This window comes from Stenotrophomonas maltophilia (assembly GCF_013464485.1).
In the GTDB taxonomy this organism is placed as follows: domain Bacteria; phylum Pseudomonadota; class Gammaproteobacteria; order Xanthomonadales; family Xanthomonadaceae; genus Stenotrophomonas; species Stenotrophomonas maltophilia_AW.
The window spans coordinates 1-22,770 of sequence record NZ_RAUX01000009.1 but is presented as its reverse complement, the minus strand read 5'-3'; the positions used below and the strand labels follow the sequence as shown (position 1 = coordinate 22,770).

Annotated in this window: 18 protein-coding genes; 13 read left to right on the top strand and 5 right to left on the bottom strand. The window is 66.4% G+C overall.

Annotated features, from left to right (window positions below; all coding sequences use genetic code 11):
* Window positions 1-29: 29 nt before the first annotated feature.
* Together D7Y61_RS03700 and D7Y61_RS03695 are read right to left on the bottom strand one after the other, a co-directional pair.
* Window positions 30-1,973, bottom strand: coding sequence for a MacB family efflux pump subunit (locus D7Y61_RS03700; RefSeq protein WP_180865128.1), 1,944 nt, complete (start codon window positions 1,971-1,973; stop codon window positions 30-32).
* A gap of 2 nt (window positions 1,974-1,975) precedes the next feature.
* On the bottom strand, window positions 1,976-3,157 hold the full coding sequence (locus tag D7Y61_RS03695; protein ID WP_180865127.1) for an efflux RND transporter periplasmic adaptor subunit: 1,182 nt from the start codon (window positions 3,155-3,157) through the stop codon (window positions 1,976-1,978).
* A gap of 272 nt (window positions 3,158-3,429) precedes the next feature.
* Here D7Y61_RS03695 and D7Y61_RS03690 point away from each other — a divergent pair, with 272 nt between their 5' ends.
* The 4 genes from D7Y61_RS03690 (at window position 3,430) to D7Y61_RS03675 (ending at window position 6,938) form a co-directional block, all read left to right on the top strand.
* Window positions 3,430-3,972: a hypothetical protein gene (locus D7Y61_RS03690; protein ID WP_345776221.1), complete on the top strand. Its 543-nt coding sequence runs from the start codon at window positions 3,430-3,432 to the stop codon at window positions 3,970-3,972.
* 41 nt (window positions 3,973-4,013) lie between these two features.
* Complete coding sequence (locus tag D7Y61_RS03685) at window positions 4,014-4,730, top strand: response regulator (protein WP_180865126.1); 717 nt, start codon at window positions 4,014-4,016, stop codon at window positions 4,728-4,730.
* A gap of 3 nt (window positions 4,731-4,733) precedes the next feature.
* Window positions 4,734-5,810 (top strand): ATP-binding protein, encoded by a 1,077-nt coding sequence (locus D7Y61_RS03680; RefSeq protein WP_180865125.1) that lies wholly within the window; start codon window positions 4,734-4,736, stop codon window positions 5,808-5,810.
* 201 nt (window positions 5,811-6,011) lie between these two features.
* Window positions 6,012-6,938 carry an ABC transporter six-transmembrane domain-containing protein gene (locus D7Y61_RS03675; RefSeq protein ID WP_180865124.1) on the top strand — a complete coding sequence of 309 codons (927 nt, stop codon included), beginning with the start codon at window positions 6,012-6,014 and terminating at the stop codon, window positions 6,936-6,938.
* Between the two features lie 103 nt (window positions 6,939-7,041).
* Here the strand turns inward: D7Y61_RS03675 and D7Y61_RS03670 are convergent, their stop codons facing one another.
* Window positions 7,042-7,656 carry a TetR/AcrR family transcriptional regulator gene (locus tag D7Y61_RS03670; protein WP_180865123.1) on the bottom strand — a complete coding sequence of 205 codons (615 nt, stop codon included), beginning with the start codon at window positions 7,654-7,656 and terminating at the stop codon, window positions 7,042-7,044.
* A 465-nt stretch (window positions 7,657-8,121) separates the two neighbouring features.
* Between D7Y61_RS03670 and D7Y61_RS03665 the strand changes: the two genes are divergently transcribed.
* Genes D7Y61_RS03665 through D7Y61_RS03650 form a run of 4 tightly spaced genes read left to right on the top strand, consistent with a single transcriptional unit; the run spans window position 8,122 to window position 12,530 of the window.
* Window positions 8,122-10,299, top strand: coding sequence for a TonB-dependent receptor (locus D7Y61_RS03665; RefSeq protein WP_180865122.1), 2,178 nt, complete (start codon window positions 8,122-8,124; stop codon window positions 10,297-10,299).
* Window positions 10,300-10,351: 52 nt separating this feature from the next.
* On the top strand, window positions 10,352-10,651 hold the full coding sequence (locus tag D7Y61_RS03660; protein WP_180865121.1) for a DUF3649 domain-containing protein: 300 nt from the start codon (window positions 10,352-10,354) through the stop codon (window positions 10,649-10,651).
* Window positions 10,648-12,258, top strand: coding sequence for a PepSY-associated TM helix domain-containing protein (locus tag D7Y61_RS03655; protein WP_180865120.1), 1,611 nt, complete (start codon window positions 10,648-10,650; stop codon window positions 12,256-12,258). The genes D7Y61_RS03660 and D7Y61_RS03655 overlap by 4 nt, the downstream gene beginning before the upstream one ends.
* On the top strand, window positions 12,255-12,530 hold the full coding sequence (locus D7Y61_RS03650; protein WP_180865119.1) for a DUF3325 domain-containing protein: 276 nt from the start codon (window positions 12,255-12,257) through the stop codon (window positions 12,528-12,530). Before D7Y61_RS03655 ends, D7Y61_RS03650 begins: the two co-directional genes overlap by 4 nt.
* A gap of 289 nt (window positions 12,531-12,819) precedes the next feature.
* On the opposite strand, the gene D7Y61_RS03645 is transcribed toward D7Y61_RS03650, so the two are convergent.
* Both D7Y61_RS03645 and D7Y61_RS03640 read right to left on the bottom strand, forming a co-directional pair.
* Entirely contained in the window at window positions 12,820-13,941 is a 1,122-nt protein-coding gene (locus tag D7Y61_RS03645; protein ID WP_258010206.1) for a DNA glycosylase AlkZ-like family protein, read from the bottom strand.
* A gap of 53 nt (window positions 13,942-13,994) precedes the next feature.
* A complete protein-coding gene (locus tag D7Y61_RS03640) occupies window positions 13,995-14,609 on the bottom strand; it encodes a TetR/AcrR family transcriptional regulator (protein WP_180865118.1) in 615 nt (204 codons plus the stop codon).
* A gap of 238 nt (window positions 14,610-14,847) precedes the next feature.
* Here D7Y61_RS03640 and D7Y61_RS03635 point away from each other — a divergent pair, with 238 nt between their 5' ends.
* The 5 genes from D7Y61_RS03635 to D7Y61_RS03615 all read left to right on the top strand — a co-directional run bounded on the left by D7Y61_RS03635 (window position 14,848) and on the right by D7Y61_RS03615 (window position 22,554).
* Window positions 14,848-17,046: a TonB-dependent receptor gene (locus tag D7Y61_RS03635; RefSeq protein ID WP_180865116.1), complete on the top strand. Its 2,199-nt coding sequence runs from the start codon at window positions 14,848-14,850 to the stop codon at window positions 17,044-17,046.
* Window positions 17,047-17,280: 234 nt separating this feature from the next.
* Window positions 17,281-18,228: a prolyl aminopeptidase gene (gene pip, locus D7Y61_RS03630; RefSeq protein WP_180865114.1), complete on the top strand. Its 948-nt coding sequence runs from the start codon at window positions 17,281-17,283 to the stop codon at window positions 18,226-18,228.
* 433 nt (window positions 18,229-18,661) lie between these two features.
* Window positions 18,662-18,961, top strand: a complete 300-nt coding sequence (locus D7Y61_RS03625; RefSeq protein WP_180865112.1) for a hypothetical protein — start codon at window positions 18,662-18,664, stop codon at window positions 18,959-18,961.
* 64 nt (window positions 18,962-19,025) lie between these two features.
* Window positions 19,026-21,785 carry a magnesium-translocating P-type ATPase gene (gene mgtA / locus D7Y61_RS03620; RefSeq protein ID WP_180865110.1) on the top strand — a complete coding sequence of 920 codons (2,760 nt, stop codon included), beginning with the start codon at window positions 19,026-19,028 and terminating at the stop codon, window positions 21,783-21,785.
* A 31-nt stretch (window positions 21,786-21,816) separates the two neighbouring features.
* The gene (locus tag D7Y61_RS03615) at window positions 21,817-22,554 is read left to right on the top strand and encodes an MgtC/SapB family protein (protein ID WP_180865108.1); all 738 of its coding nucleotides are present in this window, start codon (window positions 21,817-21,819) and stop codon (window positions 22,552-22,554) included.
* The last annotated feature ends 216 nt before the right edge of the window (window positions 22,555-22,770 follow it).

Sequence of the window (22,770 nt, the reverse complement as noted above, 5' to 3'; positions counted from 1 at the left end):
GCTCTACAGTCCTTGCGGCCACCATGGCCCTACTCCGCCGCCAAGGCCTGGATCGGGTCCAGCTGTGCCGCACTGCGCGCCGGGAAGTAGCCGAACCCCAGGCCAATGGCCGACGAACAGGCCAGCGCAGCGAGCACCGGTTCGGCAGTAAACAGGAATGGCACTCCCAGCGACAGCAGGCTGGACACGGCGCCCACACCGAAAGCGGACAGCACCCCCAGTACGCCCCCGAACAGGCAGATCAGGACCGCCTCGATCAGGAACTGGCGGAGAATGTCGCCTTGCCGCGCCCCAACCGCCAGCCGCACGCCGATTTCGCGCACGCGTTCCTTCACCGACACCAGCATGATGTTCATCACCCCAACGCCACCGACCACCAGGGCCACTGCGGCAATGGCCGAAACCAGTGCGGCCAGGGTCTGGCTGGACTTCATCACCGCCCTGCGGATCTGGTCTGCGTTGTAGATGAAGAAGTCCCGGCGGCCATGCAGTCGTTGCAGCTCCGCACTCAATGAAGCCTCTGCGGCGTTGGTCGGTACATCATCGCGCACGCGCACGGTAATGCTCTCCAGCTTCTGGCTACCCAGCAACCGCGAGGCGGCCGAGGTGTAGGGCACGTAGACCGTGGGTGTTGCGCCACCGGTGAATGCACTGGCACCCACGACCCCGATCACTTCCACCGGCATTCCCCCCAGCAGCACCGTACTACCAACCGGATCTGCGGCGAACAGCGCCCTGGCGGCCTTCTGGTCGATCACGCCCACCGCGCGATGTGCATCCACTTCGGCATCGGTAAAGAAGCGACCGGCTTTCAGTCGCAGGCCGCGCACACGCGGAAGATCCGCCCCGACACCCAGCACCTGCGTGTTGGCACGACGATCACCCCGCAGCGCGGCTACCGAGCCACTCAGGTTGGGGCTCACGCTGTCCACGTAGCTCAGTGCGGCAAGGTGGTCTGCGTCGGCAACCACCAGCGTCTCGATCTCGGCCGAGCGCGGGTCACCGAAGTCGGCACCAGGATAGATCTCCAGCGTGCTGGCTCCGAGCTCGTTGATCTGTGATTCGACCTGCACCTGCGCACCTTTCCCAAGGGCCACGACCGTCACCACGGCAGCCACGCCGATGATGATGCCGAGCATGGTCAGCAGGGTCCGCAGCCGATGGGCCAGCATCGAACGTACCGCCATCCGCGCGGCCTCCCGCGCCGCATCCAGCCGCCCCCGCCGTTCGGGTGTCCGCGCAGGCGCGTGCTCCAGCACTCCGTGGGCCTGCGTGGCAGCGGGCGAATCCGCACCACGATCGGACACCACCCGGCCATCGGCGATCTCGATCACGCGCGACGCATGGGCGGCGATGGACGCATCATGGGTCACCAGGATCACGGTATGGCCCCGTGCATGCAGTCGTTCCAGCTCGGCCATGACCTGCAGGCCACTGGCCTTGTCCAGTGCGCCGGTAGGCTCGTCGGCAAGGATGATGGCGCCGCCGTTCATCAGTGAGCGGGCGATCGAGACGCGCTGCTGCTGCCCGCCGGAGAGCTGGCTCGGCCGGTGGCCGCTGCGATCGCCCAGTCCCAGGGTCTCCAGCAGCTGGCGAGCACGCGCATTGCGGGTCACACCATCCACGCCCGCGTAGACCGCAGGCAAGGCGACGTTCCCGGCCGCGCTCAGGTTCTCCATCAGGTTGTAGCGTTGGAAGATGAAACCGAAGTGTTCACGGCGCAGGCGTGCCAGCTCATCCGGCTGCATCTGCTCGGTCGCGGCACCCTGCACGCGGTAGCTGCCGTCGGTAGGCCGGTCCAGGCAACCGAGGATGTTCATCAGCGTCGACTTGCCCGAACCGGAAGGTCCGATGATGGCAATGAACTCGCCGGACTCGATGCTCAGCGAGACCTCTTTCAGAACCACCACTTCACCGGCAGGCGAACGATAGCCACGCGAGACTCCACGCAGTTCCAACAGGGCGGTGGGCATGCTCAGATCCCCAGCTGTCCGGCGGGCTCGGATTCGCCGCCGCCGGGAGCCTGGCCAACCACGACGTTCTCGCCGGCCTTCAGGCCGGACAGGATCTGTACCGCCGTGGCCGTGCGCAACCCGGTCGTCACCGCGCGATCGTGTACGCGCCCCTTCTCGTCCACTACACGCACGGTGCCGACATTGCCACTCCCGCCATCGGGCTCCACCAGTGCGGTCAATGGCACCTGCAGCGCATTGGCCGCACGGGCCAGCCGCAGGGTCACCTTCACGGTCATCGACGGCTTCAGTCTCAGGCCCGGGTTGGGCACGTCGAACAGGCCGGCATAGTAGACCGCCCTGGCTGCCTGTACAGCGCCGCCGGTATTGCCGGTGGCGGTGTCTGCAATCGAGGACGGCGCCGGCTCCAGCTGCTGGAGATGGGATTCATAGCGATGTGCGTCCGGCCCCAGCGTCGAGAACCACAGCGGTTGGCCCGGTGCGATCAACTCAACGTCCGCTTCGGCGATCTCTGCACGTACGGTCATCGTATCCATCTGCGCCAGCATCACGATCGTCGGCGTGGTCTGCATCGAGTTCAACGTCTGCCCGGCCTTGGTGACAATGGCCACGATGTAGCCTTCGGACGGTGAAACGATGCGGGTGTAGCCCAGATTGATCCGCGCAGTCTCCACCTGGGTCAGTGCCTGGTCGATCTGCGCGTGGAGCGCGGCCATGTCCGAACGGGCCGCGTCGCGCGCCACCCGCGCCGCCTCGAAACCCTCCTGCGAAACCAGTCGCGATGCCACCAGTTGTGCCTGGCGCTCATACACGCGGCTGGCCTGGGCATAGCGCGCCTGGCTGGCCGCATGCTGGGCACGCAGTGTGCTGGTGGCCGCCTCGGCACTGCGCAGGGCGATTCGCTGCGGCTGCGAATCCACTTCGGCGATCAGCTCGCCGGCCTGCACGCGCTGGCCCAACACCACATGCAGCCGTTTGACCTGGCCCGAGACCTGCGCACCGACCGCCACCAGCTCCTTGGGATTGACCCGGCCCACCGCCTGCACGGTCCTCTCCAGATCCGCCACCCGGGCAGGTGCAGTGATCAGCGCAGGCTCGCCACCGCTGCTGAAGGTCAACCACCCCGCTGCACCAGCCACTGCGGCAGCGATCACGGCAATGGTCCAGGCCCTGCGTTTGTTCATCGGACGACTCGCATGCATGCAGCCACCCGATGTGGCCGACGACGCTGCAGTCTGGAAGGTGCCCGTGGATGTTCTTTGGAGCCACTGTGGAGATTGCGTGGAGGCCCTGCATCCGTTCAGCCACAGCGACCTTCCCTGAATGCATCCGGATGCGTCCACGCAATCTCGACACAATCTCGACCGAGTCTCCATGAACGGCAACTAGCCTTGTCGGCCTCGCCGACTGCCTCCCTGCCGTGTACCGCCCGTATCCAGACCTGCCCCACATCAATGTGCGCCCTGCCTACCTGGCCTGGTGTGCGCCTTCGCCATGGCGCCTTGCCCTGCTGCTGGCATCGACCGCCGTCTGGGTGCTGGCCCGCGGGAATCCCGGGCCGCCCTTGCTGGCAGGCTTCGGTGGCGGCGCATTGCTGTGCTTCCGCAGCGATGGGCCACGCAGTGCGGTGCGTGCGGGCACCGTGCTGTCACTGGTCCTGGTCGGCCTGGCGATGTGCTCGGCCCTCGGCGTTGAGGACCGCGTCGGATTGCAGGTGCTGCTGGCGGTGACCGCTGTACTGGTGGCCACGCTGCTCGCCCGACGCCTGCATTCCGTCGTGTCCATGGCCCGTCGCCTGCAGGCGCGGGTGGATGCAGCGACCCTCGAATCCCGATGGCAGGCGCTGCCCGGGACCGTAGCGATCCCGCTTGCGCAGCAGCTTCGTGCGGATCGTCTGTTGGCCGCGCCCCTGCAGCGCACTCTGGTGCTGGCCACCCTGGCATGGGCTGCCAACGAAGAGTCCCAGGGCAGACCACGAAGACAAGGGCACTGCAACTGATGACCCCCTTGCCTGCCTCCACTCCGAGCGCCCCTTTCCCGATGAAACACGATCTGCGTACCCGCCAGGCGCCCCTGGTCCTGATTGCCGAAGACGAAGGCGAAATTGCCGACATCCTCTGCGCTTACCTGGACCGCTCCGGCCTGCGTAGTGTCCGCGCGGCCGACGGCGAGGCGGCCCTTGCCAGCCACCGCCAGCTGCGCCCGGACCTGGTGCTGCTGGATGTGCAGATGCCGAAGCTGGACGGCTGGCAGGTGCTGAGCGAACTGCGCAGGCGTGGCAACACCCCGGTGATCATGCTCACCGCACTCGACCAGGACGTGGACAAGCTGACCGGTCTGCGCGTGGGCGCCGACGACTACGTCGCCAAGCCGTTCAATCCAGCCGAGATCGTGGCACGCATCCAGGCTGTGCTGCGCAGGAGCTCGCGGACTGTCGTCGAGGTGCCAAATGGTCTGATCCGCCAGGGGCCGTTCGAGATCGACCTGCGCAGCCACGAGGTGACGGTGCGCAGCGGCGAGCAGCTGCATGCATTGAGCTTCACCCTCACCGAGTTCCGGCTGCTGGTTCACATGGCCCGCGCGCCACGGCAGGTGCATGCGCGCGCGGACCTGCTGCATGCCTGTCTGCCTGAGGGCGATGCACAGGAACGCACGGTCGACAGCCACGTCAGCAAGCTGCGGCGCAAGCTGGAGGATGTGGGCGTGATCGGCATCCCCGCCACCATCCGCGGCGTCGGCTACCGCTTCCTGGACTGAATGATGAACCCCAAAGGCAAGAGCATCGGCCGCCAGATCACGCTGTCCATCACGGTTGCCTCGCTGTGTTCAACCGTGTTGTCGATCAGCGGCTTCTACCTGTTCTACTACCTGATGGAGGTGTTCTATCCGCGCTGGTATGACGAGCCGGAAACGATCATGCCGTCCGGGCTGGAGTGGCTGTGGATCGGGTTGACCGCCACCGTGGTCGTCATCTTCGCCACGCTGGTCGCCTCACGCCTGACCCGGCGCATCATCACGCCATTGAACTCGGTGGCCGAAAGCCTCCGCCGGGTTGCCAGCGGCGATCTGGACGCGCGGGCGCGCGGCGCTGACACCACCATGACCGAAGCAGCCACGCTGGTGAGCGATTTCAACTCCATGGCGGAGCGGCTGAGCCGCATGTCGGAGAACCGGGTGTTCTGGAACGCGGCGATCGCGCATGAGCTGCGCACGCCGATGACCATCCTGCGCGGCCGCCTCCAGGGCATCGCTGAGGGCGTGTTCGCGCCCGGCCCGGAGCAGTTCAACAGCATGCTCACCCAACTGGAAGGCCTGACCCGCATCATCGAGGACCTGCGTGTGGTCAGCCTGGCCGAGAGCGGCCATCTCGACCTGCGCCTGCAGCGCAGTGACGTCAGCGTGCAGGTGGCAGCGATGGTGGAAGCGATGTCCGAGGCACTGACCGAAAGCGGATTCTCGGTGACGCTGGACGCGCGAGCCTCGCTGGCCGACTGTGATCCGGCACGCATCCGCCAAGCGGCGCTGGCGCTGCTGGAGAACGCACGCCGCCATGCCATCCCATGCCCGCTGCAGGTGCGTGTCACGCTGGCTCAGGGCCACTGCACGGTGGCGGTGGAGGATGGCGGCCCCGGCGTGCCGGACGAGCTGCGCGACCGCATCTTCGAGGCGTTCCAGCGCACCGATGTCTCACGCTCGCGGCAGAGCGGCGGGTCCGGGCTTGGCCTGGCGGTGGTGCGTGCGATTGCCGTGGCTCATCACGGAACGGCGCGGTGCCGGGCCACCGAGCGTGGCGGCAGTTCGTTCGAGATCCGCTGGCCGGTGCACGCACGACGTTGAGAGTGCAGCGTTGCGGCAGACGCTGCTCTGGTAGCGGCCCACCTTGGTGGGCGCCACGCCCTCCGCTGAACGTCACGATCTTCTCCACGCAATCTCCATCGTCCCTCCATGCCCGCTCCAAAGGGCTGCAGATACTGGGCGCGACCCGGGAGATGGCAGGCATCCGTCCCCTGCCCTGTCTCCAATCCACCCAGGCATCCCATGAAGCACTTCCACGATCCGGCGGACGCCGCCGGCGGCATCGGCCAGCAGAACGCGGCCGCCACCCTGCAAGCCATCCTGCGCACCTATCCCTGGCAGCTCACCGGCACCTTCTCGCTGGTGGCGCTGGAAAATGCACTGTTGTTGGCCTATCCACTGTTCGCCGGCTTCGCGGTGGACGCAATCATCCGTGGCAACATCGGCCACGCCATCTCCTACGCCGGTGTGGTGCTGCTGTTCTGGCTGGTCGGTGCCGCCCGCCGTGCGGTCGACACCCGTACCTTCACCCGCATCTATGCCGATCTGGCGGTGAACGTGGTACAGGCGCAGCGCAGGCTGGGCCAGGCCACGTCGACCTCGGCCGCGCGTGTTGTGCTGGCCCGCGAGTTCGTAGACTTCTTCGAGAAGCATGTACCGATCATCGCCACCGCGCTGGCATCGATGTTCGGCGCAGTGGCGATGCTGCTTGCGATCGAGCCGATGGTCGGTGCCGCCGGGCTGGCCACCCTGCTCGGTGCCTTGCTGGTACTGCCTTCGTTCGCCCGTCGCAACGAGCAGCTGCATGGGCGCCTGAACAATCGCCTGGAACATGAGATCCGCCTCGTGGACCGGGTCGGCCCCTCCGTGCTTCGCCGACACTACTCCACGCTTTCGCGCCTTCGAGTTCTGCTGTCCGACCGGGAAGCAGGCGCCTATGTGGTGATCGGCCTGGCTGCCGCAGCGTTGTTCGCGCTGACCATCGGCCGCCTCGCCACCACGGAAGGCGTTACGCCCGGCCACGTCTATGCAGTGATGACCTATCTCTGGACCTTCGTCGGCAGCCTGGACGATGCACCGTCGATGGTCGACCAGCTGGCGCGTCTGAAGGACATCGGCCGCCGCGTCAGCCCCGGCATGGACGATGCGGAGCGCAAGGACCACGCCTGATGGCAACCGCTGGCACAAGGGAGAGTCGACTGTCAGTCGACCGCTCTTCGTTCATCCTGCCGGAAGTCCCGCGCTGCGCGCGATAGTCGACTAACAGTCGACTCTACCTTGGGGCTGCCGAGCGCCCGCACATCGCCAGTGCACCGATGATCAACGCCTCCATGCTGCGGTCGAACTCGGTCTCCTGCGCCTTCCGATCCAGCGGCCGCCGCGTGGTGTCCGCAACGGCATGCCGCGAGTACACGGTGTCGGCCAACGCCACGGCGTGAAATGCCACGGTCGACAGCAGCCACGCCGTCTGCTCCAGCGGCAGGCCATGCACGCGGCTGAACCCGGCATGGTGGCGCTGGATGCGCGCGAGCATTTCCGGTGTCTTGGCACCGTGGCTGACCAGGAACGGTGCCAAGCCAGGATTCTGATCCACCAGGGTGCGCAACGAATACTGGAACGCGCGCAGATCGTCTTCGATGCTGCGTTCTGCAAGCGCGTCCAGCGGCGGCGCCTGCCAACGCTCGAAGATCGCTTCAGCCACCAGCTCGCGCAGCGCCGCCAGATTCGCCACGTGCTTGTACAGCGCGATGTGGCTGACCCCCAGCGCCGCCGCTACGCCCACGAAGCTCAGCCCCGGCAGTGTCATTGCGATGCCGGCATCGGCGATGCGCTCGCGGGTGATGGACGGCGGTCGACCACGGGCAGCGATCTTCTTCGGTGCAGCCATGCGGTTGCGATTCCTGCTGGGAGTGGCGGCAAGGGCTGTCATGGTGGTTCGCCGGAGCGCCCGGGTCAACGCATCGTGCGGCCCGAAGGAGGTACCTGGTTGCAGGGCAGTCAATTTAGTTTACTATGATGTAACTAATTCGTATCTGCAGCCCCCAGGATCGTTGTCGATGCCCGCATCGTCCACTTCAATCATTCCGGCCGGACCCTTGCGCGGCGCCGATGACGATCGCGACCTGCAGGACCTCGACAACCTCGCCGACGATATCTGATCCACCCGCAGCACCCGCGCCCTGCGCCTCGTTACAGCCAGCCACAGATCGCCCACGCACCTCGCGTGCAGCACTGCCCCAGCGGCAGTGCCGTGCCCTCTGCCAGCCACCCCACAGCCCGTGTCGTCCTGTCCATGCAGGCCACCGACGGCACCGTGCTGGCCGATCGTACGTCCCATCACACGAGAACCGCGATGCTCCTCCCCCGCCAAAGCCCGTCCATTCCGCGCCGCTCTGCCCTGTTCGTGGCTGCGCGCACAGTGTTGCTCCCCACCCTGTTGATCGCCGCCACCGCCCACGCTGAGGACGCGGCCGAGGGAGCCCGCCAGCTGCCCACGATCAACGTGCGCGCAGACAAACGCGCGCCCACTGATGCCTACGCCGGCGGTCAGGTCGCCCGTAGCAGCCGTGCCGGCCTGCTCGGCGAACTCGACTTCATGGACACCCCGTTCAACACCACCAGCTACACCGCCGGGCTCATCGAAAACATCCAGGCACCGGACCTGGTACGGGTCATCGCGCTGACCGACCCCAGCGTCTACAGCAGCGGATCCAGCGGCGGGATTACCGACTACTTCAATATCCGTGGCTTCAGCGTGGCCTCGTCGGACATCGGTTTTGGAGGCCTCTACGGCCTGATTCCCTACTACCGCGTCACCCCCGAGCTGGCCGAACGCATCGAGGTACTGAAGGGCCCGTCCGCGCTGCTCAGCGGCATGCCGCCGGGTGGCTCGGTGGGCGGTGCGGTGAACCTTGTGCCCAAGCGTGCCGCTGATACGCCACTGACCCGCTTCACGGCCAGCTACGGCAGCGATGCCCAGTTCGGCGGCCATCTGGATGTCGGCCGCCGCTTCGGCGCGGACAAGCAGTTCGGTGTCCGCCTCAACGCCGTGCACCGCGATGGCGACACCGCGACCGACCACCAGCAGCACAAGGCGCAACTGGCCTCGCTGGGCCTGGACTGGCGCGGTGAACGTTCGCAGGTCTCGCTGGACGTGTTCAGCAGCCGCGACCACGTCGATGGCCTCAACCGTGGTGTTTCGCTGGCGCCCGGTCTGGCGGTGCCACCTCCGCCCAAGGCCAGCACCCTGTTCGCACCGGACTGGACCTTCAGCACGGTCAAGGACCAGGCCGCCGCACTGCACTGGTCGTTCGACATCAATGACCACCTGCAGGCACACGCCAGTTACGGCCACGGACATACCGATTTCGATTCCATCGCCAGCGCCACCACGCTGATCACCAACGCGGCAGGCGATTTCCGCAACAACTTCGCCCACCAGCGCTTCATCTACAGCAAGGACACCGCCGAAGCCGGCCTGTCGGCACGTTTCCGGACCGGCGCAGTCGGCCATGCACTGGCCATCAGTGCCGCCTGGTACCAGCACGACCAGAAATTCGGCTTCAAGCGCAACCTGCTGGCCCGCGACTGGGTGACCAGTATCCACAGCCCGCACTGGGGTCCGGCCATTGATCGCAGTATCAGCGATGCGTCGCTGCCGAAGACCGCGGAACTCCGCACCACCAGCGTCGGCATCGCCGATACGCTGTCCTTCATCGACGACCGTATGCAGCTGACGGTGGGCATCCGCCACCAGACCGTGCTCAGCGACACCTTCGATGGCAGCACCGGCAAGCGCACCGCGCGCTATGACGCCAGCGCCAACACCCCGGCCGGTGCATTGCTGTTCAAGGCCAACGACCGCCTGTCACTGTACGCCAACTACATCGAAGGCCTGAGCCAGGGCAGCACGGCCCCGGTCAGTGCAGCGAATGCGGGCGAGGTGTTCCCGCCGTTCAAGACCCGCCAGCGAGAGGTCGGCGCCAAGTTCGACTTCGGCCGTCTGGCCAGCGCGTTGAGTGTGTACGAGATCGAAAAGCCCAGTTCCTATACCGACCCGACCAGCAATGTGTTCTCGTTCGGCGGCCAGCAGCGCAACCGTGGCGTGGAATGGACCGTGTTCGGCCAGGCGACCGAACAGCTGCGCGTGCTGGGCGGCATCGGCTGGCTGCAGCCGAAGCTGACCCGCACCCAGGGCGGCATCAACGAAGGCCGGCTGGCGACGGCCACACCCCAATGGCAGGGCAAGCTGGGCGTCGAATGGGACGTGCCGACCGTGGCCGGCCTCACCCTCACCGGCAACGCGGTCAGCCTGTCCAAGGGCTACATCAATGCTGACAACAGCCAGTGGGTGGCAGGCCGCACCGTGTTCGATCTCGGTACCCGCTATGCGACGCAGGCGGCCGGCCATTCGCTGCTACTGCGCGCCACCGTGCAGAACGTGACCAACAGGGCGTACTGGGCGGGCAGCCTCGGCTCCGGCCTGGGCACGCCGCGCACCGCCGTACTGTCGGCCACCGTCGATTTCTGATCCTGGTTTCAAGGACACCACGCTATGGCGCGTGGTGCCCTGGAGAAGTGCTTTGACCGTTTCCCGTACCGCTTCCGCGCTGGCCTGGCTGCCCCTGGTCTCACGCATCATCGCCGCGTTGTTCGGCGGCTATGTGCTCGCCGCGCTGTGCAGCATCGCCGCTCTGGCGCTGCCCATCGATGGCCGCCAGGCCGTGTTCACCGGCATGCTGGCCAGTTTCCTGCTGTATGCCGGCGCCGTGGTCTGGGTGTTCGCGGTGCGCTCGGCGCGGCGCGCATGGATCGGGTTGATCGTGATCGCCCTGCCACTGTGGGTGGTTGCGCAATCGGTCGCCAACGGAGGCGCTGCATGAGCAAGAGCGATCGCACCGCCAAGCCACGCGGCATCCGCCAGACCATGTCCGACCTGCATATCTGGGTCGGCCTGCTGGCCGGCTGGATCCTGTACGCGATGTTCCTCACCGGCACCGCCAGCTATTTCCGCGACGAGCTCTCGCGCTACACACGCCCCGAAATCAGCACGCCCTCCTCGTTGCCGGAGGCGGCGGTGGTCACGCATCGCACGGTCTCCAGCATCATCGCCGAGACACCGGCCGCCAGCCAGATCAACCTGAGCCTGCCGAGCGCGCGCACGCCGTGGGTGTCAGCGATGTGGGCCAGCCCGGGTGGACGTGGCAGGCATGGCTTCGATTCCGGCCTGTTCGATGCCAGCACCGGTACGCCGCTGCAGGCACGCGACACCAGCGGCGGCGACTTCTTCTACGCCTTCCATTTCAATCTGCACTACATGCCAGCGACGTGGGGCCGCTGGATCGTCGGCCTGTGCGCGATGTTCATGCTGGTGGCCATCATCAGCGGGGTGATCACCCACAAGAAGCTCTTCGCCGACTTCTTCACCTTCCGCTGGGGCAAGGGCCAGCGCTCCTGGCTGGACGGACATGCAGCGATGTCGGTGCTCGGGCTGCCGTTCCATTTCATGATCACCTGGAGCGGACTGGTGATGCTGGCGGTGCTGTACATGCCGTGGGGTCTGGCCAAACTGCCGGACAAGCGCCAGCAGGCCGAGGTGGTCAGCGAGATGCGCCTGTTCCTGCCGCCGCAGAAGCCCGCGGGGCACGCTGCTCCACTTACTGACATCGGCGCGCTGGTGCGGCAGGCCGAACAGCGCTGGGGAACCGGCGCGGTGGGCAGCGTGCAGGTGCAGAACCCGGGCGATGAGAACGCGCGTGTCGCCGTTGTGCGTGCGCAGTCCAGCCGCGTATCGACCACGCCGAACTACCTGTTGTTTGACGGCAGCGGCGGGCAACTGCTGCAGATCAAGGAGCACTCGGGCATCGCAGCCGATACCCAGGGCGTGCTGTATGGCCTGCATCTGGGGCGTTTTGCCGACGCCGCCCTGCGCTGGCTGTACTTCATCGTCAGCCTCGCCGGCACCGCCATGGTCGGCACCGGGCTGGTGCTGTGGACGGTGAAGCGCCGCACCCAACTGCCGGATCCGCAACGGCCCTACTTCGGCTTCCGCCTGGTCGAACGGCTCAACATTGCTACGGTGGCCGGGCTGTCGGTGGCGATGTCTGCCTATCTCTGGGCCAATCGCCTGCTGCCCATCGCCATGGATGGGCGCGCAGCGTGGGAGGTGCATGTATTCTTCCTGGCATGGGCTGCGATGTTCGTGCATGCCACACTGCGCACGTCGAAACGTGCATGGATCGAGCAGTTCGTGCTGGGGGCGTTGTTGCTGGCGCTGTTGCCGGCACTCACGGCGACGACGACGGCACATCCGTTGTGGCGCACCTTGGCCGCAGGTGATTGGGCGTTCGCCGGTACCGATCTGACCCTGCTGGCATTGGCCGTCCTGCATGCAGTGCTGGCGTGGCGCACCTGGAAGCACGCGCCGAAAGTGAAGCGCGCGCGGACGCGGGTCGCAACAGGCGATGCCGTACCGGAGGCCAGCGCATGATCCACGTCATTCTGTTCGCGCTGTCACTGGCTGCGTTCAGTTGCTTGGCGCTGGCGATGGAGCGGCATCAGCGCGATGTGTTGCGGCGCGTGCTGAGCACGCAGGCCGTCCAACAACTGCGCGCAGTCGGTTGGGCGCTGCTGGTGTTCAGCGCCGTGTTTGCCATGCGCGGGTTGGGCGTGGGCGTGGGTCTGACCGCACTGTCCGGGCATACCAGTGTCGCTGCGGGTGTGGTGGTACTTGCGATGGTGGCAAATGGGCGTCGACAGTGACGCCCATTTTGCGATCCAGTGCGGAGGACATGCCCATATCCAACCGCCAGGGTAGAGTCGACTGTCAGTCGACTATCGCGCGCAGCGCGGGGTTTTCGAGCTTTCCGCGAAGGGCACCGGAATCCCTGTGGCCGGGGACATACCCASATCCAACCGCCAAGGTAGAGTCGACTGTCAGTCGACTATCGCGCGCAGCGCGGGGTTTTCAAGCTTTCCGCGAAGGGCAGTCGACTGACAGTCGACTCTACCCCGCCACGTCGGGGTTCATCGCATTGCCCCCGGCATCCGATCAGCGGTGTTCGAGGAATGCCGCCATGCGTTGCAACTCGTCCTCCAGCGCGCCACGAAACACCTTGTCGCGTGCCAGCGACCTGCCGGCGTAACCCACGCTCGACGCCAAATTACCTTCAAGCATGCTGAGATTGGCCCAGCCCACCACCTGGTCGTGCCACAGCACCGGAAGCGCGTAATAACCATACTGGCGCTTGGGCGCAGGGGTGTAGGCCTCGAACTTGTAGGTCCAATCCCAAAGCAATTCGAAGCGGCGGCGGTCCCATACCACCGGGTCGAACGGTGCCAGCAGCCGAACCTGCTCGTCCGGTGCGTAGCGGCGCGAGCGCGGGTCCTCGTCGGCTGGCCAATACCAGGTGGTGCCGTCCAGCGCGCAGCTGGAGAGCTGGCCCTTCGCCAGCTTCAGCGCGTGGCGTGTCTGTTCGGCCAGATGCGGCGCGCCGTAGCCCAGCAGCCGAACCAGATAGGTCAGGCTGGCTGACGGCAGCGGCGCGTACTTGCGCACCACCAGATCGATCAACGCGGCAGCGCGTTCAATCTGCGCCCGTTCGCTGGCATCCGGTTCGGCATGCCTGGCCACCGCGTAGATGCGGGTACCGCTGTCCCGCCGCTGCACGCGCAGCAGGCCGCGGTAGTGCATGCCATCGAGCAGGTGCGTGCTGGCATTGCTGGTACCCCCCCAATAATTGGTCACCCGGCCATGCGCGAACGCCTGGTCCACCTCGCGCGGGTGTACGCTGCCACGTTCGCGTACGAAGGCCAGCACGTCCTCGGCGCGGCGCCGGGTCTCGGCATCCCATTCGCGCCTGGACACGCGCGGGTGCATCAGCGCCAGGTGCTCGCGCGGCAGGAAGCCATAGTTCACCAGGCAATCCTCTTCCACCGGCAGACGCGTGTAACGCCGCTCAAGATCGCCTGCGCGGTAGTCCTTCACCCGGTGCCGCAGGGTCAGGTCCTGTGCACGCGCCGGTGCGCGGATCGGGTCGGCCTGCACGAACCCCAGGCGGCGGATCGCGGTCAGCAGCGTGGTGGGCGTGAACAGTGTGCGCGCCACCGCGTAGCGGCGCAGACCATCGAGCGTGGGCGTGGAAGGCATGACCGCATTGTAGATCCACGCCATGCGTGAATGGGGCGGTGACGGACCGTGCACCGGCATCCACGCATGGCGTGGATCTACCGAAGCTCCAGTACTTCCAACGAACCGATCACCAGTGCACGCATGCCCTGCTTGAACTCGGCAATCACTTCCTCGTCCTGGACACGACGGCCCGTCAGCACTTCCGTCTCGTCATCCACCAACCCATAGACCGTATCCGCACCGGCAATGCAGTAGAACGCGATCGTCGCCAGCAGCCAGCGCGCCTTGTCCAGCGGCAGACCGAACGCCTCGGCCACATGGGCCTGATGCAGGGCGATCTTCTCCAGCATCGGGGTGGTCGCCACAGAACGACGCAACAGGTAGGGAGGCAACCCGGGGTGCGCCTTCACCACTTCGCACAGCGACTCCACGAATGCCAACAGGTAGGCCTGCAGACCACCCGACGCATCGGCCGAGGCGCGCGGAATCTGCCAGCGCTGGAACACCGTATCGGCCACCAGCCGTTTCAGGGCTTCCAGATTCGCCACACGCTTGTAAAGCGCAGCCTGGGTCACCGCCAGCTCGGCCGCGACGCTGGCCATGGTCAGGTTGGGCAGGCCCAGCTTGATGCCGATGTCGGCCAGGCGATCTGGAGTGATGGTGGGCGGGCGGCCACGGGCCGGTGCCGGAATCTCGGGTTGCATGCTCATACCGTAGCGAGGGTGCCAGCAAAAGGACCCTCTTGTCCGCTCCCTGCAATTTAGTTTACTTTACTCAACTAATTAGGTATGCGTCTGGTTCTCATCCAAGCGCAGACCGACATCGAGCCCGTGGCTCATTTCCCGCCAGGTCCCCACCCAGCCAACAACCCTTCGCTGCGCCCTCCCCCCGTGCTTGCCGATGGCAGCGCGCAAGGTGCGCTGCACCTGCGATCTACAGGACCCTGGCATGACCGTGCTTGATTTCATCTCCTCGCCCACCTCTCCGGCCGTCGAGGCGGCGCCGGAACGGATGCATCCTCCGGGCGTGGCCCGGTGCCACCGGGTGTCGGCCCTTGCGCTGGGGCTGTGCACCGCCTTCGCCGCGCTGGCCGAATCGGCGCCGTCCACCCTGCCCTCCGTGCAGGTGCAGGAACAGCGACGAGCCGTCGCTGACTACGCCGGTGGGCAGGTCGCCGGTGGCGGGCGCGTCGGTCTGCTGGGCGACAGGGATTTCATGGACACGCCGTTCAGCACGGTCAGCTACACCGAGTCGTTCATCCGTGACCGCCAGGCCAAGGACCTGACCGACGTCATCGCCGCCACCGACCCCACGGTGTTCAGCAACGGGGTTACCGGCGCGTGGAGCGAGAACTACGCGATCCGCGGCTTTGCCTCCAACACCAGCGACACCACCTTCAACGGCCTCAGCGGCATGGCACCGTACTACCGCACCTCGCCGGAGATGTTCGAACGCATTGAAGTGCTGAAGGGCCCGTCCGCGCTGCTCAATGGCATGCCACCGGGCGGCTCGGTGGGTGGTGCGGTGAACCTTGTACCCAAGCGTGCGGGGGAGCAGCCATTGCTGCGGGTGAGCGCCAATTTCGCCTCCGACGCGCAGTTTGGCACCCACGTGGACGTGGGCCGCCGCCTCGGTACCGACAAGCAGTTCGGCATCCGTTTCAACGGCGCCTGGCGTGATGGCGACGGCGCCGTCGGCAAGCAGAGCAAGAAGGTGCAGCTGGGCTCGCTGGCACTGGACTGGCGCGGCGAACGTGCGCGGCTGTCGGCTGATCTGTACAGCGCCGATGACCGTGTTGACGGCCCAGCCCGTGGCGTCGGCCTGGCACCGGGCGTAGCCATTCCGCGGCCGCCGCGTGGCGATACCCTGATCAACCCGGACTGGGCCTACGTGGACAGCCAGGACAAGGGCGCAATGCTGCGCGGCGAGTTCGACATCAATGACAACCTGATGGCCTACCTGGCCTATGGCACCAGCAAGACCGACTACCGCTACAACGGTTCGATCAGCGCGCAGATTCTCAATCCGGCCGGCGACTTCAGCACGGTCATCGGCCAGTTGGCCTTCGATATCAAGAAGCAGTCCGGTGACGCGGGCCTGCGCGGCAGCTTCCGCACAGGCCGTATCGATCATCAGTGGGCCGCCAATGTGACCCATTACCAGCACACCCAGAATGATTACGGGCGCCGCAGCGTGCCCGGCTGGGACTGGACCACCAACCTCTACAACCCGGTGTGGGGCCCCGCCGCGCCGTTCGTGGCACCACACATTTCGCATACCGAAGTGCGCCTGGACAGCATCGGCTTCGCTGATACGCTGTCCTTCGCCGATGACCGCGTGCAGCTCACACTGGGCATGCGCCGCCAGCAGGTGGTGAGCGAGACATTCAACGTGGCCAGCGGTGCACGCACCTCACGCTATGACGAGAGCGCCAACACGCCGGCCGCCGCCCTGCTGGTGAAGGCCACCGACAGGCTTTCGGTCTACACCAACTACATCGAGGGTCTCAGCCAGGGCGCCACCGCACCGATGACCGCGGCCAACGCAGGCGACGTGTTCGCGCCCTTCCGCACCAAACAGAAGGAGCTCGGCCTGAAACTGGATCTCGGCAGTTTCGCGCATACCTTCAGCGTGTACGAGATCAAGCGCCCCAGCAGCTACACCGACCCGGTCACGAACATCTTCTCGTTCGGCGGCGAACAGCGGAACCGCGGCGTGGAATGGGGTTTCTTCGGTGCTCCGCTGGACGGAATGCGACTCCTCGGCGGCGTGGCTTACGTGCAGCCGAAACTGACCCGTACTGCAGGCGGGGTGAATGAAGGCCGCATCGCCACTGCCGTGGCTCAGCGCCAGGCCAAGCTGGGCGTGGAGTGGGATGTGCCGATGCTGCAGGGCCTCACCTTGACCGGCAATGCCACCGCGATGTCCAGGCAGTACATCAGCGCGGACAACCGACTGTCGGTGCCAGGGCGTACGCTGTTCGATGTGGGCGCGCGTTACAGCACGACGCTGGCCGGGCGCCCGCTGGCCCTGCGTGCCAGCGTGAACAACGTGACCAACAAGGCCTATTGGGGCATGCCGCTGCTTTCCAGCCTGGCGCTGGGCGCGCCTAGGACGGTGCTGCTGTCGGCCACGATGGATTTCTGAGCCCGGCAACGTTCCCGCCAACAGCATCCACGCAGGGCGTGGATCTACCGGGACCTCTCGAGCCGAGCCACGCTCGGCTCGCCTCATCCGTAGAGCCAGGCCATGCCTGGCTGCCTCGATCATCCAAGCGTATGCGCATCGGCAAGCGCATTCCCATCACCGGGCAGGCACCCGCCGCTGTCCGGCGCCGCGGGTGGGGGTATGCTGGTCGGCCATGCTTGTGAGACACCCGCCATGCGCACCCTGTACCCCGCCATCGAGCCCTACCGCGAGTTCACCCTGCCGGTGAGCGAACTGCACACGCTGCATATCGAAGAGTGCGGCACGCCGCAGGGCATTCCAGTGGTGTACCTGCACGGTGGCCCGGGTGCTGGCATTTCGCCGACCCATCGCCGCTTCTTCGACCCGGCCCGCTACCGTATCGTGCTGATCGACCAGCGCGGCAGCGGACGCTCCACGCCGTTCGGTGAACTGCGCGGCAACACCACGCCGGATCTGGTGGCCGACATCGAGAAGGTGCGCGAACACCTGGGCATCGAACGCTGGCTGGTCTACGGTGGCTCCTGGGGCTCAACGCTGTCGCTGGCCTATGCACAGGCGCACCCCGGCCGCGCCACCGGCCTGATCGTGCGCGGCGTGTTCCTGGGTCGCGGGATCGAGAACCGCTGGTTCGCAGAGGCCCAGGGCGGAGCGCGCTGGATCTTCCCCGAACGCTGGGACCGCTACGAGGCTTACATTCCGGAGGCCGAGCGTGGCGACATGATCGCGGCGTACTGGACGCGCATGGATGGCCCGGATGAAACGACCCGCATTGAAGCCGCGCAGGCCTGGCTGGGCTGGGAGGACAACGCGGCCACCCTGCAGCATGATGTGGACGCGCGTTCCACTGACGACCCGAAGGATGTGCTGGCCAAGGCCCGCATCGAAGCGCACTACTTCCGCAACGGCATCTTCCTGGAACCCGACCAGTTGCTGCGCAACATCGATCGCATCCGCCACCTGCCCTGCGTGATCGTGCAGGGGCGCTACGACATCATCTGCCCGCCGCGCAGCGCCTGGGACCTGGTCAAGGCCTGGCCGGAAGCCCGACTGGAAATGGTGACCTCCGGGCACAGCGCAAACGAGCCGGCCACGGTCGATGCGCTGGTGCGCGCAACAGACGCGTTCGCCGACCGCTTCTGATGGCTGCCGGATTCTGGCGCCTGATGGGTTCTGGCGCTGGGTAGAGTCGACTGCCAGTCGAATGCTCTTGGCAGAACGCTGCCCCCCGCGATGCGCGCGATGGTCGACTGACAGTCGACTCTACCCGGCCGGGCATCGGATGCCTGACACAGCCGTCGGCCATCACGCCCTGGCACCGGCTATACCAAGGTATAGCCGGACTAGCCCACGGGCCTCTAGGACTGTCCCATTCAGGGGCGGACAATAGCGCCACTGGCCAGGGCAATCCTGGCCGGCACCCTCCCCTCATGGAAACGCAGATGGACCCCGACCCTGCCGGGCGCACCGCGCCCCGGATGACCGCTTGTTGCCTGTTCCTGGCGCCTGCCCGCCGGTCCCTGCCTGCCTGAGTGACGGGGGACTGCCAGGCGCCGCCTGCCTGGAGATCGCCCCCATGTCCTACAAGATCCTCTACATCACCCTGCGCCGCCTGATCGGCGAACGCGCTATTGCAGCGTTGCGCAGCCAGTTGCTGCAGCACGGCCCCGTGATGTTCGCCCGTTCGCTTTCGCTCGGCTCGCCACGCGTGGTGGCCGACGCGCTGTCACTGCTGCCGATCAGCGAGCGCATCAACGTGCTGCGGCACCTGCCGTATCCACTGCGCGATGCGATGAAGCCGCTGTGCATCGGCGGCAGCCAACGCCTGCACATGCAGCCGTGGTCGCCGGCCGTGCTGGCAATGCGCCACGCCTGATCTGTCCCAACCGTTCCGTTCGAGTTCCGGCCCCGGCCCGCTCTGACATTTCGAGGAGAGTCCCATGAGCCTGCTCAACGCCTGGTTCAACGCCTTCCTGCGCAGCCGCCGCGCGGGCAACCTGTTCCGTCGCCGCGCGATGCCCGAAGCAGGCTTCGGTCCCGGCAGCGCCGAAGCGGCGCCGTTCACGCTCACCACCGGACTGGTCACGCTCGCTCAGCAGGACGAAACCCAGCTGCTGGCCACGCTGGAGTCGCATGCCGACGGCCTCAGCCCATACGAGGCTGACCAACGGCTGGCGACGCACGGCCCAAACGAGGTCGATCACGAAAAGCCACTGCCGTGGTGGCGCCACCTGTGGCAGTGCTATCGCAATCCGTTCAACCTGCTGCTGACCGTCTTGGCCGCAGTGTCCTGGCTGACCGAAGACATCAAGGCGACGATCGTGATCGGCGCCATGGTGATGCTGTCCACGCTGATCCGCTTCGTGCAGGAAGGCCGTTCCAACCGGGCCGCCGAGCGGCTGAAGGCGCTGGTCGGCAACACCGCGCGCGTGCTGCGGCGCAATCCGGGCACAGAAGCCGCCGATGTGGCCGACCAGTACTTCGGTGCGCACCTGCACAGCCGCCGGCCCGCGCGCCTGTTGGACCTGCCGATCCGGGAACTGGTGCCCGGTGACCATATCGTGCTGTCGGCCGGCGATATGATTCCGGCGGACTGCCGCGTGCTGGCTGCCAAGGATCTGTTTGTCGCGCAGGCGGCCATGACCGGCGAGTCGCTGCCGGTGGAGAAGTTCGCGCATCCGGGCGATGGCCTGGCTGGCCTGCTGGAACAGCACAACCTGCTGTTCATGGGTACCAATGTGGTGTCCGGCACGGCCACGGCCATCGTGCTGGCCACTGGCAACCGCACCTACTTCGGCACGCTGGCCGAGCGCAGCACCGCCACCGACCGTGCGCCGACTGCGTTCCAGGCCGGCGTCAACAGTGTCAGCTGGCTGCTGATCCGCTTTGCGCTGGTGATGGTACCGTTCGTGCTGCTGATCAACGGCTGGACCAAGGGCGACTGGACCGAGGCGTTCCTGTTCGCGCTGTCGGTGGCGGTGGGACTGACGCCGGAAATGCTGCCGATGATCGTCACCTCCACCCTGGCCAAGGGTGCGGTGCTGCTGTCGCGGCGCAAGGTGATCGTCAAGCGCCTGGATGCAATCCAGAACTTCGGCGCGATGGAAGTGCTGTGCACCGACAAGACCGGCACCCTCACCCAGGACAGGATCGCGCTGGAGCGTCATACCGATGTGTTCGGCCACGATTCGGAAGACGTGCTGACGTTCGCCTATCTCAACAGCCACTTCCAGACCGGGCTGATCAACCTGCTGGATCGCGCGGTGCTGGAGCACGTGGAGCTGCAGAGCTCGCTGCGGTTGTCGCAGGACTACCACAAGGTGGACGAGATCCCGTTCGACTTCGAGCGCCGCCGCATGTCGGTGGTGGTGTCCGAGCGGGAGGACCATCACGAGCTGATCTGCAAGGGCGCCGTCGAGGAAATGCTGGCGGTGTGCAGCACTGTGCGGGAGAACGGCCAGGACATGCCACTGGATGAGCGTCGCCTGGCACGCGTGCGCCAGACCACCGAGGAGCTGAACGAGCAGGGCCTGCGCGTGGTGGCGGTGGCCATGAAGGAGACCGCCGCCAGCCAGACCACCTATTCTCAGGCCGACGAATGTGGCCTGACCCTGGTCGGCTACGTGGCCTTCCTCGACCCCCCGAAGGAGTCGGCGGCACAGGCGCTGCAGGCGCTGGCTGCGCATGGCGTGGAGGTGAAGGTGTTCACCGGTGACAACGAACTGGTGACCGCCCGCGTCTGCGCGCAGGTGGGGCTGGACGCGGACACCATCCTGACCGGCCCGCAGATCGAGCGCATGGATGATGGCGCATTGTCGCGGGCGCTGCACCACCACCGAGTGTTCGCCCGCCTGACGCCGCTGCACAAGGAGCGCCTGGTGCGCGAGCTGCGCGCACAGGGCAAGGTGGTCGGTTTCCTCGGTGACGGCATCAACGATGCCCCAGCGCTGCGTGCGGCCGACATCGGCATCAGCGTGGACAGCGCGGTGGACATCGCCAAGGAAGCGGCCGACATCATCCTGCTGGAAAAGAACCTGATGGTGCTTGAAGAAGGCGTCATCCAGGGCCGGCGCACATTCAACAACATGCTCAAGTACATCCGCATGACCGCCAGTTCCAACTTCGGCAATGTGTTCTCGGTGCTGATGGCCTCGGCCTTCCTGCCGTTCCTGCCGATGTTGCCGCTTCAGCTGTTGGTGCAGAACCTGCTGTACGACATCTCGCAGATCGCCATTCCCTTCGACAACGTGGACGAGGAGCTGGTGCGCAAGCCCCTGAAGTGGAACCCGGCGGACATCGGACGCTTCATGGTGTTCTTCGGGCCGATCAGCTCGATCTTCGACCTGACCTGCTTCGCGCTGATGTGGTACGTGTTCGATGCGCGCACCGCCGCCGACCAGAGCCTGTTCCAGTCCGGCTGGTTCGTGGTCGGCCTGCTGACCCAGACCCTGATCGTGCACATGATCCGTACGCCTAAAGTACCGTTCCTGCAGAGCATCGCTGCACCGCCGCTGCTGCTGATGACCGGCCTGATCATGGCCATCGGCGTGGCCCTGCCGATGAGCCCGCTGGCCGGCTACTTCAAGCTGCAGGCCCTGCCGGCCGGCTACTGGCCGTTCCTGGTGGCGATCCTGTTCGGCTATGCAGTGCTGACCACTGCGCTGAAGCGGTTCTACATCCGTCGCTACGGCTGGCAGTAACGGCCTGCCGCCTTGTCCAGGGAGAAACACAATGGACATCAATCCCAACCTGCCGGCATTCAACGTCGGCGCGACCTTGAGCTCGCTGATCAGCCTGTCGGTCGCGTTCGTGCTGGGCACGTTCATCGGCCTGGAGCGGCAGCTGCGCCAACGCACCGCAGGCCTGCGCACCAACACGCTGGTGGCGGTGGGCGCGGCGGTATTCGTCGACCTGGCCGTGCGCTTCCATGACTTGTACGGCGGCCCGCCCTCGCCGCTGCATGTGGTGGCCTACGTGATCTCCGGCGTCGGTTTCCTCGGTGCCGGCGCGATCATGAAGGATGGCGCGCAGGTGTCCGGCCTGAACACCGCCGCCACCCTGTGGGGCTCGGCGGCGGTGGGCGCATGTGCCGGCATCAAGCTGCTGCCGGAAGCGGTGATGGCCGCAGTGTTCGTGCTGGCTGCCAACACCCTGCTGCGACCGGTGGTGAACCGCATCCAGCGGCAGCCGCTGCCGGAAGCCTTCAGCGAGGCGACCTATGCGATCAACGTGGTCTGCCAGCGCGAGCAGCAGGCCGAGGTGCTGGACCGGTTGTTGCTGCTGCTGGAGCAGGCGCAGTACCCGGTGCGCGCGGTGGACCAGCGCCCGTTCGGCGAGCGTGACGTGGAGATCGAAGCGGTGCTGTACGCCACCACGGTCGATGCCGGCGAACTGGACGCCGTGCTGGCAACGCTGGCCGCCACGCCCGGGGTACTGCAGGGGTTCTGGAACGCCAGCCTGGAGGAGTAGCCGACGGGTAATGCCGGTCGCTCGCCGGGCAAGTTCGTGCACCGCTTTGGTAGGTGCCGACCTTGGTCGGCACAAAGCCCTCGGATGCCGTACCTACCGCTGGGGTAGTGCCGGCCGCTGGCCGGCATTCTCATGAACTCCGGCAACACCATGCACATGTCGGCCCGCGGCCGGCACTACCGGGCATCGTTCTGGCTTGTGCCGACCAACCGCAGC

Bases quoted from the DNA above. Each gene is read 5' to 3' on its own strand.
- D7Y61_RS03685 (WP_180865126.1), top strand. From the start codon at position 4,014: ATGAAACACGATCTGCGTACCCGCCAGGCGCCCCTGGTCCTGATTGCC.
- D7Y61_RS03635 (WP_180865116.1), top strand. From the start codon at position 14,848: ATGACCGTGCTTGATTTCATCTCCTCGCCCACCTCTCCGGCCGTCGAG.
- D7Y61_RS03625 (WP_180865112.1), top strand. From the start codon at position 18,662: ATGTCCTACAAGATCCTCTACATCACCCTGCGCCGCCTGATCGGCGAA.
- D7Y61_RS03665 (WP_180865122.1), top strand. From the start codon at position 8,122: ATGCTCCTCCCCCGCCAAAGCCCGTCCATTCCGCGCCGCTCTGCCCTG.
- pip (WP_180865114.1), top strand. From the start codon at position 17,281: ATGCGCACCCTGTACCCCGCCATCGAGCCCTACCGCGAGTTCACCCTG.
- D7Y61_RS03700 (WP_180865128.1), bottom strand. From the start codon at position 1,973: ATGCCCACCGCCCTGTTGGAACTGCGTGGAGTCTCGCGTGGCTATCGT.
- mgtA (WP_180865110.1), top strand. From the start codon at position 19,026: ATGAGCCTGCTCAACGCCTGGTTCAACGCCTTCCTGCGCAGCCGCCGC.
- D7Y61_RS03655 (WP_180865120.1), top strand. From the start codon at position 10,648: ATGAGCAAGAGCGATCGCACCGCCAAGCCACGCGGCATCCGCCAGACC.
- D7Y61_RS03640 (WP_180865118.1), bottom strand. From the start codon at position 14,609: ATGAGCATGCAACCCGAGATTCCGGCACCGGCCCGTGGCCGCCCGCCC.
- D7Y61_RS03675 (WP_180865124.1), top strand. From the start codon at position 6,012: ATGAAGCACTTCCACGATCCGGCGGACGCCGCCGGCGGCATCGGCCAG.
- D7Y61_RS03680 (WP_180865125.1), top strand. From the start codon at position 4,734: ATGAACCCCAAAGGCAAGAGCATCGGCCGCCAGATCACGCTGTCCATC.
- D7Y61_RS03615 (WP_180865108.1), top strand. From the start codon at position 21,817: ATGGACATCAATCCCAACCTGCCGGCATTCAACGTCGGCGCGACCTTG.
- D7Y61_RS03670 (WP_180865123.1), bottom strand. From the start codon at position 7,656: ATGGCTGCACCGAAGAAGATCGCTGCCCGTGGTCGACCGCCGTCCATC.
- D7Y61_RS03695 (WP_180865127.1), bottom strand. From the start codon at position 3,157: ATGAACAAACGCAGGGCCTGGACCATTGCCGTGATCGCTGCCGCAGTG.
- D7Y61_RS03645 (WP_258010206.1), bottom strand. From the start codon at position 13,941: ATGGCGTGGATCTACAATGCGGTCATGCCTTCCACGCCCACGCTCGAT.
- D7Y61_RS03650 (WP_180865119.1), top strand. From the start codon at position 12,255: ATGATCCACGTCATTCTGTTCGCGCTGTCACTGGCTGCGTTCAGTTGC.